The organism is Sphingobium sp. B2, assembly GCF_007693735.1.
GTDB classification, from domain to species: Bacteria; Pseudomonadota; Alphaproteobacteria; order Sphingomonadales; family Sphingomonadaceae; genus Sphingobium; species Sphingobium xenophagum.
Genome location: NZ_VDBZ01000001.1, coordinates 2,344,899 through 2,358,514, shown reverse-complemented (window position 1 = coordinate 2,358,514; position 13,616 = coordinate 2,344,899). Strand labels below are relative to the sequence as shown.

General features: G+C 63.8%; 14 protein-coding genes, 1 other RNA gene and 1 pseudogene. 9 read left to right on the top strand and 7 right to left on the bottom strand.

Annotated elements, in window-relative coordinates; all coding sequences use genetic code 11:
• The first annotated feature begins 367 nt into the window (after window positions 1-367).
• The 9 genes from FE851_RS11430 to FE851_RS11390 all read left to right on the top strand — a co-directional run bounded on the left by FE851_RS11430 (window position 368) and on the right by FE851_RS11390 (window position 7,935).
• A complete protein-coding gene (locus tag FE851_RS11430; RefSeq protein ID WP_145202525.1) occupies window positions 368-2,770 on the top strand; it encodes a chemotaxis protein CheA in 2,403 nt (800 codons plus the stop codon).
• Between the two features lie 4 nt (window positions 2,771-2,774).
• Window positions 2,775-3,212: a chemotaxis protein CheW gene (locus FE851_RS11425; RefSeq protein WP_017181045.1), complete on the top strand. Its 438-nt coding sequence runs from the start codon at window positions 2,775-2,777 to the stop codon at window positions 3,210-3,212.
• 117 nt (window positions 3,213-3,329) lie between these two features.
• On the top strand, window positions 3,330-3,695 hold the full coding sequence (locus FE851_RS11420) for a response regulator (RefSeq protein WP_006958812.1): 366 nt from the start codon (window positions 3,330-3,332) through the stop codon (window positions 3,693-3,695).
• Window positions 3,696-3,768: 73 nt separating this feature from the next.
• On the top strand, window positions 3,769-4,851 hold the full coding sequence (locus FE851_RS11415; protein ID WP_130752307.1) for a chemotaxis protein CheB: 1,083 nt from the start codon (window positions 3,769-3,771) through the stop codon (window positions 4,849-4,851).
• Window positions 4,851-5,729 (top strand): CheR family methyltransferase, encoded by an 879-nt coding sequence (locus FE851_RS11410; RefSeq protein WP_019053992.1) that lies wholly within the window; start codon window positions 4,851-4,853, stop codon window positions 5,727-5,729. Before FE851_RS11415 ends, FE851_RS11410 begins: the two co-directional genes overlap by 1 nt.
• 98 nt (window positions 5,730-5,827) lie before the next feature.
• Window positions 5,828-6,526 (top strand): N-acetylmuramoyl-L-alanine amidase, encoded by a 699-nt coding sequence (locus tag FE851_RS11405; RefSeq protein ID WP_107124887.1) that lies wholly within the window; start codon window positions 5,828-5,830, stop codon window positions 6,524-6,526.
• Window positions 6,527-6,567: 41 nt separating this feature from the next.
• Window positions 6,568-6,969: RNase P RNA component class A (rnpB, locus tag FE851_RS11400), an RNA gene on the top strand.
• Window positions 6,970-7,078: 109 nt separating this feature from the next.
• Window positions 7,079-7,627: a J domain-containing protein gene (locus FE851_RS11395; protein WP_019053990.1), complete on the top strand. Its 549-nt coding sequence runs from the start codon at window positions 7,079-7,081 to the stop codon at window positions 7,625-7,627.
• A complete protein-coding gene (locus tag FE851_RS11390; protein ID WP_145202522.1) occupies window positions 7,600-7,935 on the top strand; it encodes a (2Fe-2S) ferredoxin domain-containing protein in 336 nt (111 codons plus the stop codon). The genes FE851_RS11395 and FE851_RS11390 overlap by 28 nt, the downstream gene beginning before the upstream one ends.
• Before the next feature lie 5 nt (window positions 7,936-7,940).
• Here FE851_RS11390 and FE851_RS11385 read toward each other — a convergent pair whose 3' ends face one another.
• The 7 genes and pseudogenes from FE851_RS11385 to dapF all read right to left on the bottom strand — a co-directional run bounded on the left by FE851_RS11385 (window position 7,941) and on the right by dapF (window position 13,289).
• Window positions 7,941-8,375 carry a hemerythrin domain-containing protein gene (locus FE851_RS11385; RefSeq protein ID WP_145202519.1) on the bottom strand — a complete coding sequence of 145 codons (435 nt, stop codon included), beginning with the start codon at window positions 8,373-8,375 and terminating at the stop codon, window positions 7,941-7,943.
• 134 nt (window positions 8,376-8,509) lie between these two features.
• Window positions 8,510-9,124: a superoxide dismutase gene (locus FE851_RS11380; protein ID WP_017181052.1), complete on the bottom strand. Its 615-nt coding sequence runs from the start codon at window positions 9,122-9,124 to the stop codon at window positions 8,510-8,512.
• 198 nt (window positions 9,125-9,322) lie between these two features.
• Window positions 9,323-9,949 carry a septation protein IspZ gene (gene ispZ, locus FE851_RS11375; protein ID WP_017181053.1) on the bottom strand — a complete coding sequence of 209 codons (627 nt, stop codon included), beginning with the start codon at window positions 9,947-9,949 and terminating at the stop codon, window positions 9,323-9,325.
• Window positions 9,950-10,053: 104 nt separating this feature from the next.
• Window positions 10,054-10,992: a signal recognition particle-docking protein FtsY gene (gene ftsY / locus FE851_RS11370; protein ID WP_017181055.1), complete on the bottom strand. Its 939-nt coding sequence runs from the start codon at window positions 10,990-10,992 to the stop codon at window positions 10,054-10,056.
• The gene (locus tag FE851_RS11365) at window positions 10,992-12,125 is read right to left on the bottom strand and encodes a MiaB/RimO family radical SAM methylthiotransferase (RefSeq protein ID WP_261370904.1); all 1,134 of its coding nucleotides are present in this window, start codon (window positions 12,123-12,125) and stop codon (window positions 10,992-10,994) included. Before FE851_RS11365 ends, ftsY begins: the two co-directional genes overlap by 1 nt.
• Window positions 12,126-12,186: 61 nt before the next feature.
• Window positions 12,187-12,489, bottom strand: a pseudogene (locus tag FE851_RS11360) (tRNA (N(6)-L-threonylcarbamoyladenosine(37)-C(2))-methylthiotransferase MtaB); the annotation flags it as partial.
• Window positions 12,489-13,289, bottom strand: a complete 801-nt coding sequence (dapF, locus tag FE851_RS11355) for a diaminopimelate epimerase (protein WP_145202516.1) — start codon at window positions 13,287-13,289, stop codon at window positions 12,489-12,491. The gene dapF and the pseudogene FE851_RS11360, both read right to left, overlap by 1 nt.
• Window positions 13,290-13,616 lie beyond the last annotated feature (327 nt).

Genomic DNA, 13,616 nt, shown 5'->3' with positions numbered 1-13,616 from the left:
CTCCAGAGATGTGTATAAGAGACAGGCATGGCATCAATGCCCAACTCCAGAGATGTGTATAAGAGACAGGCATGGCATCAATGCCCAACTCCAGAGATGTGTATAAGAGACAGGCATGGCATCAATGCCCAACTCCAGAGATGTGTATAAGAGACAGGCATGGCATCAATGCCCAACTCCAGAGATGTGTATAAGAGACAGGCATGGCATCAATGCCCAACTCCAGAGATGTGTATAAGAGACAGGATCAGAACACCGTAAAATCCTACTGGCAAACGGGGCGGGCCATACGTTTTTTTGCGCTTTAACCCGCTCTTAACCACGTCCCGCCATGGTGCCCGTTGCGCGCATCCGTGGGACCATGGGCATGGACGAACTGTTACAAGAATTCATATCCGAGACCCAGGAAACGCTGGAGGCGCTGGCGGGGGAAGTCGTCGCCTGGGAAGCCGATCCGTCGGATCGGGACCGGCTCGATGCGATTTTCCGCTTCTTCCATACGGTCAAGGGTAGCTGCGGCTTCCTGAACCTGCCCCGGTTCGAGCGGCTGAGCCATGCGGCCGAAGATGTGCTGTCGGACATCCGCGCGGGCAAGCGCGTTGCCGATCCAGCGACGGTGAGCGCGGTGCTGGGCCTGATGGACCGGATCGGCGAACTGGCCGAAGCGGTGGCGACAGGGGCGGCGCTGCCCAATGAGAATGACGAATTTCTGATCGCCGCGCTGACCACCCCGGCCGAGACATTGCCGACGGGCGGGGAGGAGCATCACCATGCGGCCGCGCCGGTCGCGGTGGCGCGGCAAGGCGGCCAGTCCGGCCCCCGCACCATTCGCCTGCCACTCAGCCTGATCGACCAGTTGATGAACGGCGTGTCGGACATGGTGCTGGCGCGCAACGAATTGTCGCGCAAGCTGCGCGAGCGATCGGTCGACACCGAACTGGACACAGTGTTCGAGCGGCTGTCGACATGCGTGGCCGACATGCGCGACGTGATTTCCAAGACCCGGATGCAGCGGGTGGAGCGGCTGTTTGCCGCGATCCCGCGCATGGTGCGCGATCTGGGCCGGGATCTGGGCAAGCGGATCGAGTTGACGCTGGAGGGCGGCGACGTCGAGATGGACCGCGAGATGGTGGAGATGGTCGTCGACCCGCTCACCCATATCGTGCGCAACAGCATCGACCATGGCATCGAAACGCCAGAAAAGCGGCGCGCGGCGGGCAAGCCCGAAGTCGGGTCATTGCGGCTGGAGGCGCGGCAGTCGGGCAACCAGATCGTGATCGTCATCAGCGACGATGGCGCGGGCATCGATACTGCGCGACTGGTGGAAAAGGCGATTGCCGCTGGCCGCCTGACCCCTGAAGCGGCTGCCCGCATGAGCGAGGCGGACAGGCTGGAGCTGATTTTTCAGGCCGGGCTGTCCACCGCCAATCAGGTGACGGCGATTTCCGGACGCGGCGTGGGCATGGACGTGGTGCGCGCCAATGTGGAGCGTATCGGCGGCCTGATCGCGCTGGACAATCATCCGGGGCGCGGATTGTGCATCACCCTGCGCGTACCGCTGACGCTGACCATCATTCCGGGCCTGATCATCCGCGCAGGCGGCCTGCATTTCGCGATCCCGCGCGCCGCGGTGGTGGAAATTCTGCACGACAATAACGACACGCTCCAGATCAGCGAAGTGGGCGGGGCCAAGATCGCGACGATCCGGTCGGTCCGTCATTCGATGATCGACCTGGAAGATGTGCTGGGCATGGAAAAGCCGGTCGAGGCCGAGCCGCGCGCCATCATGGTGGTGCGGTCTGCCACGGGCGTACCCTTTGCCATGGGCGTGTCGGCGGTCGACAATCATGAGGAACTGGTGATCCGTCCGGCGTCGCCGCTGGTGATGGCGTCGGGCGTCTATGCGGGCATGACCCTGCCCGACAATGGCAAGCCGATGCTGCTGCTCGACGCGGCGGGTATTGCCAGCGCGGCCAGATTGCCCACGATGATCGACGACCGCACCCTTCGCCAGTCCGAGCAGGAGACAAAGGCGCAGGCCGGGATCGAGATGATCGCGGCGCTGCGGTTCGAGGAATGTTCGGGCCAGCGCCGCCTGTTGCAACTGTCGCTGATCGAGCGGGTCGAGGATATTGACGCATCGCTGTTCGGCCGGTCGGGCGGCGACGCCTTTGTCCGGCTGGATGGCCGACTGGTGCCGGTGGCCAACGGCCTGACCGAATTCGGGCGCGACAAAATCTCCGCGCTGCGCCTGCGCGATGGTTCGATCGAAGCCTGCTATCCTGTCGCTGCCGTGCTGGACATCGTGCAGATGCCGATGGTGCCGGACATGGTGGCGATGCACGGCCATATCAGCGGCGTCGCGGTGATCGACGGCGAACATCTGGAAGTGATCAATCCCTTCGCGCTGTTCGGCAGCCTGCCCGACCGTGCGATCGTGGAGCGGACGCGCGGCCGTTGCCTGCTGGCCGACGCCGACGATGGCTGGACCCGCGAGATTTTGGCGCCGTTGCTGCGACAGGCAGGGCAAGAGGTCGTACTGGGCCTCCCCGATGATGCGGCGGTGGACCCGCGCGACGTGCTGTTGCTGACCGGCGCCGATGCCGCGCAGACGGCGGGCGTCATGGCCGGGATGATCGGATGCCGCATCGTCCATCTGCGCGCTTCGCCGCGCGCGGCCGGTCCACAGGATGACAGCATCTATCGCTATGATCAGGATGCGCTGATGGCGGCGATCGCCGGGGGCCAGATGGCCGGAGGAAACGGGTAAGGCCATGGACAGACTCTTTCTTTTCGCCACGCTGGCAGGCACGCGGATCGCGGTGGAGACGAGCGAGGTCGAGGCGGTCGTCCGCCTGAACGACGTGTCGCCCGTGCCGGGCATGGGCGCGCATATCGCCGGGCTGTCGGCATTGCGCAGCCGGGTGCTAACCATCATCGACGTCGCTGCGCTGATCCATGGCGTCGCCAGTCCGCGGGTGGAGCGGGGACTGGCCATCATCGCCGACATCAGCGGCCACAGCTATGGCCTGATGGTCGACGGCGTCACGGACATTTGCCGCGTGCCGGAAGGCGAATTGCCCCTGCGCGGCCAGATCGACCCGGCCTGGACCCCCTATGCGCGCGCCATCGTGGAGCATGAAGGGCATCCCTGGCTGCTGGTGTCGCTGGCCGCCTTCATCGAGGGCGGGGCGCTGGCGCAGGCGGCGTGACCGGCAGATGCGCCCGGATTTGCGACCAACCGAATAATCCTGCCTGCCTCGTTTACCAATTGCTTGGCTTTGGTGGTTAAACCTTCAGCCGTTACGCGAAAACCAAAGGGACGCCTCATGAAGAATTGCCTGGTCGTTGACGACTCGAAGGTCATCCGCAAGGTGGCGCGCCACATACTGGAATCGCTGGACCTGACCGTCAGCGAAGCCGTGGATGGTCAGGATGCCCTGACCCAGTGCGAAGCCTCTGCGCCCGATGTCGTCCTGCTCGACTGGAACATGCCGGTGATGAGCGGCATGGAGTTTCTTCAGGCGCTGTCGAGCGCGAAGATGACGGCCCGGCCCAAGATCATCTTTTGCACCACCGAAAATGGCATCGGCCATATCAAGGCGGCCGTCGAGGCCGGGGCCGACGAATATGTGATGAAGCCGTTTGACCGGGAAACGCTGGAAAGCAAGCTGGTCATCGTCGGGGTGATTTAGCGGGCGGGACGCACGTCCTTTTCCTTGGGAGATTTCCGACCTTTTCTTCATCCTTCGTGCAGAAAGCCCCGTGATGACCTTCATCGCGCCGATCATGACCAGTCAGAGGAGCGAACCCCAGGTGGTTCGCACGCTGGTCGTTGATGATTCGGTTGTTGTCCGCACCGTTATCGAACGCATTTTGAATGCGGACCCGGCCTATGCCGTCGTTCACAAGACGAACAGTGCCGAACAGGCGCTGGGCTATCTGGCGGAGCATGACATCGACCTGGTGCTGCTGGACATCGAATTGCCGGGGCAGAGCGGGCTTGCCGCGCTGCCCGCCATCCTGCGCGCCAATCCCGGCGTCAAGGTCGCCATCCTGTCGGGCAAGTGCGAGGAGGGCAGCGCGGCCGCCATCGAAGCGCTGGCGCTGGGCGCGAGCGACATTGTGTCGAAGCCGGGCAGCGGCAGTTTTGGCGAGCATTTCCCCCAGACGTTGATCGAGCGGCTCAATCGCCTGTTCACCGATCGTCCCGCGCCATCGCCGCCGCAGCGCCCGCTGGCGCCACCCGTCGTCCAGCCTGCCGCGCAGCCAATCGCCTGCCTTGGCATCGGCGCGTCGACCGGGGGCATTCATGCGCTGGGACAGCTGTTTGAAGGTCTGGCCGCGCCGCTGGGCGTGCCGGTGTTGCTGACCCAGCATCTGCCCGCCAGCTTCACCGTCTATTTCGCGCAGCAATTGTCGCGTATGACCAGCCTGCGGGTCAAAGTCGCCGAAACCGGCGATCTGTTGATGGCCGACACGGTCTATGTCGCCCCCGGCGACGCCAATCTGCAATTGCGTCGCGGCCTGCATGGGCGGGTGACGATAACGCTGAACCCGGAACGCACGCCCGCCGGCAACCTGCCCGGCGTCGATCCGATGTTTGCCAGCATGGCGGAAGTCTATGGCGCAGGCGCGGTGGGTATCGTGCTGACCGGCATGGGCCGCGACGGCACGGTCGGCGCGCGCGATATTGTCGCGGCTGGCGGCTGGATCGTCGCGCAGGATGAAGCCAGCAGTGTCGTTTGGGGCATGCCCGGATCGGTCGCGGGCGCGGGGCTGACCTGCGCGGTGATGGAACCGCATGCCATTATGGATTTCGTGTCGCGGCGCGGAAAGGTTCTTGTTTGATGGTCATGCCTCCCACGCCCGCATCGACACTCCAGGGCGCGGCGCGCATCCTGTCCGGGCTGCTGGAAGCGCGCACCGGGCAGATCTTGACCGAGGGCCGGGCCTGGCGAATGGAAACCGCGCTGCGGCCCGTGCTGCGCAATCATGGCCTGAACGACATGGACGAACTGGCCGCCCGGTTGCTGCGCAAGGGCGACGCGCGGCTGGAACAGCATGTCGTCGATGCGCTGTTGAACAATGAAAGCAGCTTTTTCCGCGACCTTCAGATTTTCGACATGATCCAGCGGCAGATATTGCCCGCGATCCATGCCACCAAGACCGACCGGACGCTGCGCATATGGAGCGCGGGCTGTTCCACCGGGCAGGAAGCCTATTCGCTGGCGATCCGCCTGCGCAACGACGCGGCGCGCTGGAGCGGATGGCGGATCGAGATCATGGCGACCGACATTTCGACCGCCGCGATCGATCAGGCGCGGTCGGGCATATTTTCGCAAATGGACGTGCAGCGCGGGTTGGCAGTGGGCGACCTGCTCAAATGGTTCGAACCGTCGGGCGACGACTGGCGCGCCAGTCCCGAATTGCGGCGGATGATCGATTTCCGCCACGACAATCTGTTCGATGCGAAAGCGCCGACGGGCGCCTATGACCTGCTGCTCTGCCGCAACGTGCTGCTCTATTTCACGCCCGAACGACGGCAGGCGGTGCTGTCGCTGCTGGCCCGGCACAGCCATGCGGGATCGGTCCTGTTGCTGGGCGCGGGGGAAACGGTGATGGGGCAAGGCGATGATTTCATTGCCCATTCCGAATTTCGCGGAGCCTATGCGCGGCAGGCGGCCTTGCCGGAGGGCGCGATCGGCCGGGTGCGGCGGGCGGGTTAAAGCTTCGCGCCTGCTTTAACCATGCTTGATTGCCGCGCCGCGCTGCGCCAATGTCGTGCCAAGGCCGCGCGACTGCACGGGCGGGCCGAAAGGGCATGATGAACGAGCTGCCGATAATCGAAACGCCGTCGCCCAATTTCGACGAGCGCAGCCTGCCGGTCACGATGCTGGTGCTGCACTATACCGGGATGCCGGACGCGGCGAGTGCGATCAACTGGCTGGCCAATCCCGAATCTAAGGTTTCCGCCCATTATGTCGTGACCGAGGATGGCCAGATCATCCGCATGGTCGACGAAGCCAAGCGCGCCTGGCATGCGGGACGGTCCCACTGGCGCGGGGTGGATGACGTCAACAGCGCCAGCATCGGCATAGAGATTGTCAATCCGGGGCATGAATGGGGCTATCGGCCCTTTCCCGAAACCCAGATGAGTTCGCTGATCCCGCTGGTCCACGACATCGTCCAGCGCCATCGCATCACCCGCGGCAACATCGTCGGCCACAGCGACATTGCGCCCGCGCGCAAGCAGGATCCGGGCGAATTATTCCCCTGGGGGCAACTGGCGCGGCTGCGGCTGGCCCTGCCGCGCCCGACCAAGAATCTGATGGACCCGCACTGGACCGATGGTGGCTTCATGCTGGCGCTCGAACGGTTCGGTTATGACATCGCCGATCCGCAGGCGGCGGTGGTGGCGTTCCAGCGGCGCTTCCGTCCCGAACTGATCGACGGGGTGATTTGCGGCGAATGTCGCGCCATCCTGCTGGCTTTGCTGCTGCCCAAGCCAAGGGGCGATGAATAAGCAGGTGACGCGATAGCGGAACGAGGCTAGGAACCGTCGCGCCAGAGGGCCGGGCGGCCGCGGCGTGGCGGGTAACTTCCACGGCGAGGAAAGTCCGGGCTCCACGAAATGACGGTGCCGGTTAACGACCGGCTGGAGTGATCCAAGGGACAGTGCAACAGAAAGCAGGTCGCTAAGGTTTCGACCCAGTGACATTGAAAGGGTGCGGTAAGAGCGCACCGCGTCTGCGGCAACGCAAGACGGCATGGTAAACCCCACCGGGAGCAAGACCGAATAGGGGCGGCGCGCAGCTTCATGCTGCTAGGTCTGTTTCGACCGAGACCGTCCGGGTTGGTTGCTGGAGGAACGGAGCAATCCGTTCCCTAGAGGAATGGTCGCCTATCCCCGCCGGCTTCACGGCTTGGCGGGGTGGACAGAACCCGGCTTACAGGCCCTCTGGCATTTATTTGAGTATTGCCGCTGGTACGGGCTTCAAAATGCGCTCTTTCGCGCATTTTCAAAATATGGCGCGATGGGCTGGCATTCCGTCCGCACCTTCCCTAATTCGGGCAAATGGCACGAAACAGCCGATCCAATGACTGGGGATTTCCCCGCTGGCGTGCCTATGGCGCAGCGCGTGAGGCGCAGCGCGTGCGTATGTGCGACCGTTTCGGGTGCGACAAGCCGGGCGATTGCCCCGCGCCCAAATCCCCCAACAGCCCGGAACGCTGGTATTTCTGCGCCGAACATGCCGGGGAATATAACCGCAATTGGGACTATTTTCAGGGGCTGGACCAGGAAGAGCGCGAACAGCGCGAGCGGGACGAGCGGCGCGACGCAGGCGGCTATCAGGGCAGCGCCTATCATAGCTGGGGCGGTCCGGGCGATGGCAGCCGGTCGCGCGACGAACTCCATGCGCTAAAGGCGCTGGACCTGGAGGATGACGCCGATTTCGAGGCGGTGAAGAAAAGCTGGCGGATGCTGGCCAAGGAAAATCATCCTGACGTCAAGCCCGGCGACACGCAGGCCGCCGCCCGTTTTCAGACGATCCAGGCCGCCTATGAAGTGTTGCGCGCGGCGGAAGAGCGGCGGACGTGGAAGCCGCGCGGGGCGGTGGATTGAAACATCTGGTCCGGTCCAACTGGCAGAATGCCATCCTTGTCTGCCGCAAATGCGAAAAGAAACTGGATGGCGGCTTTGGCCCCGATGGCGACGAGCGGCTGGCCAAGGCGCTGCGGCGGCACCTGTCGTTGAAGAAAGGGCGCAAGGCCGCGGCGGGCATCATCGAGGTCAGTTGCCTGGGCGTGTGTCCCAAAGGCGCGGTGACGGTGGTGAACGGCGCGGCCAGCCGGGAGTGGCTGCTGGTACGGCCCGGCGCCGATCTGGATGAGCTGGCGCGGACGCTGGCCTTGACGCCGCCAACTGCCTGACCCGGTCAGCCGGCGCGGGCGATCGGCGGGGCGCTGTTGTCGATCCTGTCGGCGAGGGGATAGAGGGTGCGGTTCTCGCGGTCGACCCGTTCGGTCAGCGCGCGGATAACGGCCTGCGTCGCGATACAGAAATCGGCCCATTCGCGTGCGACGCGATCGTCGCTCCACGCGGTCATATAGCTGGAAAAGCTTTCGGCGAGCGCGCCGGTTTCGGCCTGGAGGGCGGCGGCTGTGGTGCGGGTATGCGCGTCGTCGGCGCGTTGCAGCGCCGGGTAGAGGATGCGGTCCTCCAGCGCCAGATGCCCCATCAACTGGCGCGCGAGTTGCCAACGGATGGAACCCACGCTGCGGGGGGTGGTGCGGTCAGCCGTCGCCTGCGCCAGTCGGTGCGCAATGTGGCTGATCTCGTCATGTTGTCGGCGCAGTTCGGTCATGTCCATCGCTTCGCCCTTCCGTGTCTACGGATGGCCGATGATGCGTACGGCAGCTTAAGAAACCGTTGCGGTAGGTATAATTACGGTCGTAAATATACCAATGGCCCTGCACCATGCGATGCAGGGCCATGGCCGTTGAATCAGCCCGGCTGGTCGGCGCGGCTGACGCCTTCGCCATCCAGGTTGAGCGCGACGAAGTCCCAGTCGATCGCTTCCTTCAGCAGCTTTTCGGCATAGGCCGGGCGCAGGTTGCGATAGTCGATATAATAGGCATGTTCCCACACATCGAGGATCAGCAGCGGCGCATGGCCTTCATGCGCGACCGGCGTGTCGGCGTCATGGTAGGACGTCACTTCCAGCTTGCCGTCCTTGAGGACGAGCGCGGCCCAACCGCTGGCGAAATGCCCAACGGCTTCGGCCTTGAGCTTGTCGACCAGGGCGTCGACCGAGCCGAAGCTGTCGTTGATCATGTCGAGCAGCTTGCCCGACGGCGCTTTCTTTTCGGGCGACAGGCACAGCCAGTAGAAGCTGTGGTTCCAGATCTGGCCGACCTGGTTGAAGAGACCGCCCTTGGACGATTTGATGAGCTCGACCAGCGACTTGCCCTGGAGCGACGCGTCGGCGGCGACCAGTTCATTGGCCTTCACGACATAGGCGTTGTGGTGCTTGCCATGGTGATAGTCGAATGTTTCGGCCGACAGGATTTCGCCAAAAGCGTCCTTGGCATAGGGCAGGTCTGGCAGCGTGAAAGCCATGGGAAAACTCCTCGGTTCGTTGATGGGGACGATCGCATAACGAAACTGCGACCTGAAGGCTCCGTGCCACTAGCAGGCTTATTACGCGACCGAAAACAGGATATTTTCGCTTTTCATCTACGGAAATATCCATGTGACATCAGCGTAACGATCGCCTAGACTTACAGGTCGGGTTGTCGGGCCTTGCGCGGCGGCCGTTCAGCCCTGCGGTGGCGATGTGCCGCCAATTTCGTCGCTGTCCAGCCGGTCGCCCAGATTGAGGCCATGGCGCATCAGCATGGGGATGTTGGCGGCGGCAAAGACCACCGACACGATGGTCACGCCCCATACCTTGACCGCCAGCCAGCTGTCGAAGCTCATCGTGCGGCGCATCACTTCGTTGGCGATCGCCATGGCGACGAAGAAGATCGCCCAGTTGCGCGACAATTTGCGCCAACCTGTTTCGGACAGGCCATCATAGGCGGCCTGAAGCAGATATTTGAGCAGCGGCTTGCCGCGCATCAGCCCGCCAAACAGCATCAGCGCGAAAAAGCTGTAGATGATCGTCGGCTTGATCTGGATGAAGCGCTGATCATGAAAATAGATGGTGAGGCCGCCGAAAAACAGCACCAGCGCGGCGGACAGCCAGAGCATGGGCGAGACTTTGCCCAATTTCCATTTCGACACGATCACCGCGACGACGATGGCCGCCATGAAGGCAGCGGTGCCGACGATCATGCCGAGGAACTTATAGCCCAGGAAAAAGACCAGCAGCGGCCCGAAATCGAGCGCCAGGCTAAGCGTGCCCCCATGTCCGGGGCGTTGGGCGGGTTTGGTGTCAGCCATGGCTGTTTTTCCTATCGTCATCCTGACGAACGTCAGGATCCAGGGCGTCGAAGCGCTGCGTGGCGGACTCTGGACGCCGGATCAAGTCCGGCATGACGGCGATTTCACCGTGCATAGGCGGTCCCGGCGATGGCCCGCGCCATGTCGCCCGGATCGAAGGGGCGCAGATCCTCGATCTTTTCGCCCACGCCGATGGCATGGATCGGCAGGCGATATTTCTCCGCCGCCGCGACCAGCATGCCGCCGCGCGCGGTGCCGTCCAGCTTGGTCATGACCAGGCCGGTGACATGGGCGACTTCCTTGAAAACCTCTATCTGGTTCAATGCATTCTGTCCGGTGGTGGCATCCAGCACCAGCACAACGTCGTGGGGGGCGGCCGGGTTCAATCGGCCCAGCACGCGGCGCACCTTCGCCAGTTCGTCCATCAGTTCGGTCTTGTTCTGAAGGCGGCCCGCCGTGTCGACGATCAGCACGTCGATGCCGGTGGCCGTCGCCTGCTTGACCGCATCGAACACGATGCCAGCCGCGTCGCCGCCTTCCTTGCCAGCGACGATGGGGATGCCGAGCCGGTCGGCCCAGACCTTGAGCTGACCGATGGCCGCCGCGCGGAACGTGTCACCCGCCGCCAGCATCACGCCATAATCCTGTTCCAGAAAATTATGCGCCAGCTTGGCGATGGTGGTCGTCTTGCCGGAGCCATTGACGCCGATCACCAATATGACCTGCGGGCGGGGGAAGGCCTCTATCTCCAGCGGGCGGGCAACGGGGGCCAGCACCTTCTCAATCTCTTCCGCGATAATCTCTCGCAGATATTCCTCGGTCAGTTCCTTGTTGAACCGGCCTTCGGCCAATCGGTCGCGCACCCTGGCGGCCATGGCCGGGCCAAGATCGGTCATGATCAGCGCTTCTTCAATCTCGTCCAGCGTCTGATTGTCGAGCGCTGCCTTGCCGAACAGGCCGGTGAGATTTTCGCCCAGCTTGTCGGATGTGCGCTTCAGGCCGCCGAACAGGCGATCGCGCCAGGAAATTGCATTATCGGTCATTACTGCGCCTCTTGCGCGATCAGCGCGCCATTCTCAAGGCCGGTGATCGTTGCGTGCAGAATCGCGGAGGGGGTCTGCGGGGTCGCAAAGCGCACCGGGGCGAAATTTTCGGCATGGCCGGACAGCCCGCTGCGTTCGACCAGCACCGACTGGCGGGTGCCGACAAGGCTGGCGAGCCAGTCCGCGCGCCGGGCTTCGCAGGCGGCGCGGAGACGGGCGGCGCGGGCCTTGATGGTCGCGCGGTCCACCTGCGGCATGCGCGCGGCGGGCGTGCCGGTACGCGGGGAATAGGGGAAAATATGGCCGTGGACGATGCGGCAATCGGACACCAGCGCGAGGCTGTTTTCGAACATCGCCTCATCCTCGGTCGGGAAACCGGCGATGATGTCCGCGCCGATGCTGATGTCGGGCCGCGCGGCGAGGAGGCGATCGACGATGCGGACCGCGTCGGCGCGGCTGTGGCGGCGCTTCATGCGCTTCAGGATCATGTCGTCGCCCGCCTGGAGCGACAGGTGAAGATGCGGCATCATGCGGGGTTCATGGGCGATCAGGTCGAACAGCCTGTCGTCAATCTCTACGCTGTCGATGGACGACAGGCGCAGGCGAGGGAGGTCGGGCACGCCGGTCAATATGCGCTCGACCAGCAGGCCGAGCGAGGGGCTGCCGGGCAGATCGGGACCATAGCTGGTGACGTCCACCCCGGTCAGCACGATTTCCCGGTAGCCCGCCGCGACCAGTTCCTTCGCCTTTTCAACCACCGCCCCGGCGGGGACGGAGCGGCTGTTCCCCCGGCCATAGGGGATGATGCAGAAGGTGCAGCGATGGTCGCAGCCATTTTGCACTTCCAGGAAAGCGCGGGCATGATCGGCAAAGGCGCTTGCCATATGGGGCGCGGTGTCGCGCACGGCCATGATGTCGGCGACGCGGACCTCTGGCATTGCGCCAAAAGCCCCGTTCGCTTCGAGCGTAGTCGAGAAGCGCTTCTCGCCTACGCTCGAAGCGAACGGAGGTCGGTATGTTGCCGCCGCCATCTTTTCCCGGTTGCCGATCACGGCCTGTCTCTTATACACATCTAGATGTGTATAAGAGACAGGCCGTGATCGGCAACCGGGAAAAGATGGCGGCGGCAACATACCAACCTCCGTTCGCTGCGAGCGTAGTCGAGAAGCGCTTCTCGACTACGCTCGAAGCGAACGGAGGTTGGTATGTTGCCGCCGCCATCTTTTCCCGGTTGCCGATCACGGCATCGACTTCGGGCATGGCGGCGAAGGTGTCCGGCTCGGTCTGCGCGGCGCAGCCGGTCACCATGATCCGCGCGTCGGGCCGGTCGCGGCGGGCGCGGCGGATCGCCTGCCTGGTCTGGCGGACGGCTTCGGCGGTGACGGCACAGCTGTTGACGACGATCAGATCGTCCTGCCCGCCCGCCATTTCACGGATCGCCTCGCTCTCCGCAATGTTGAGGCGGCAACCCAGCGTGATGATGTCCGGGCCGCTCATTAGAAGCGTGACCAGTCGGCCTCGCCATCGAACACATGGGTCGCGGGGCCGGTCATGCGGATCGTGCCGCCGGGCGCCCAGTCGATGACGAGATCGCCGCCGGGCAGGCTGACGGTCACGGGGCCGCTGACCAGTTTGCGACGGATGGCGGCGACGGCGGTGGCGCAGGCGCCGGTGCCGCAGGCGCGGGTGAGGCCAGCGCCGCGTTCCCACACGATCAGGCGGAGATGATTGTCGCCCACGACCTGCGCGAAGTTGACGTTGACGCGGGCGGGGAAGAGCGGGTCCGTCTCTATGATCGGGCCAAGCCGGGCGGTGTCCACCGCGTCCAGATCTTCGACGAAGAAGATGACATGGGGGTTGCCGACATTGACGGCGGCGGGCGGGGGCAGATCCTCCCAGCTCGCGCTCATGGTCAGCGTGTCCATGGCGTAGGCCAAGGGAATTGCGTCCCAATCGAAGCGCGGCGCGCCCATATCGACGCTGGCGCCGCCTGTCACTGCCTTGGCGTCGAGCAGGCCCGCCCGCGTGCGGATCAGCACGTCGCGGCCCACGAACAGCGGCACGCAGCGCGTGGCGTTGCCGCAGGCTTCGACTTCGCTGCCATCGGCATTGAAAATCTGCATCGACACGTCGGCGTCGGGCGCGTTGCCGATCAGGATCAACTGGTCGCAGCCGATTCCGGCATGACGATCGGCAATGGCGCGGGCGCGGCTTTCCGTCATGTCGAGCGCGTGCGCGCGCGCGTCGATCACGACGAAATCATTGCCCAGGCCATGCATTTTGGAAAAGCGTCCCATGATGGGGGCGCATGTAGGGGGAAATGAGGAAAAGTGCCAGAGGAGCGAGGGCTTAACGCATCACGTTCGTATCGCCAGGGAAATGTCCTTTAGTTATGGCGCAAACTCTTAGCCACTTTTCGGCAGTTACAGCTCTGATTTCACCAGACAACCAGTCTGGCATTCCGGCTGGCAAAAATTGATTTCGCTCGTGCGCATTTCTTACTCGTGCATACCATCGCATACGAACGGAACGCATTGGTATGCTGCGTGGTAACCGGCCAACTCTTTTGGACAGGTCGCGTCCTCGCGCCTTCTGCATACCTCTGGACGTTGATTTATACACGA

Bases quoted from the DNA above. Each gene is read 5' to 3' on its own strand.
- dapF (WP_145202516.1), bottom strand. From the start codon at position 13,289: ATGGGACGCTTTTCCAAAATGCATGGCCTGGGCAATGATTTCGTCGTG.
- FE851_RS11410 (WP_019053992.1), top strand. From the start codon at position 4,851: ATGGTCATGCCTCCCACGCCCGCATCGACACTCCAGGGCGCGGCGCGC.
- FE851_RS11425 (WP_017181045.1), top strand. From the start codon at position 2,775: ATGGACAGACTCTTTCTTTTCGCCACGCTGGCAGGCACGCGGATCGCG.
- ftsY (WP_017181055.1), bottom strand. From the start codon at position 10,992: ATGACCGATAATGCAATTTCCTGGCGCGATCGCCTGTTCGGCGGCCTG.
- FE851_RS11365 (WP_261370904.1), bottom strand. From the start codon at position 12,125: ATGTTGCCGCCGCCATCTTTTCCCGGTTGCCGATCACGGCCTGTCTCT.
- FE851_RS11405 (WP_107124887.1), top strand. From the start codon at position 5,828: ATGAACGAGCTGCCGATAATCGAAACGCCGTCGCCCAATTTCGACGAG.
- FE851_RS11385 (WP_145202519.1), bottom strand. From the start codon at position 8,375: ATGGACATGACCGAACTGCGCCGACAACATGACGAGATCAGCCACATT.
- FE851_RS11430 (WP_145202525.1), top strand. From the start codon at position 368: ATGGACGAACTGTTACAAGAATTCATATCCGAGACCCAGGAAACGCTG.
- FE851_RS11380 (WP_017181052.1), bottom strand. From the start codon at position 9,124: ATGGCTTTCACGCTGCCAGACCTGCCCTATGCCAAGGACGCTTTTGGC.
- FE851_RS11420 (WP_006958812.1), top strand. From the start codon at position 3,330: ATGAAGAATTGCCTGGTCGTTGACGACTCGAAGGTCATCCGCAAGGTG.
- ispZ (WP_017181053.1), bottom strand. From the start codon at position 9,949: ATGGCTGACACCAAACCCGCCCAACGCCCCGGACATGGGGGCACGCTT.
- FE851_RS11395 (WP_019053990.1), top strand. From the start codon at position 7,079: ATGGCACGAAACAGCCGATCCAATGACTGGGGATTTCCCCGCTGGCGT.
- FE851_RS11415 (WP_130752307.1), top strand. From the start codon at position 3,769: ATGACCTTCATCGCGCCGATCATGACCAGTCAGAGGAGCGAACCCCAG.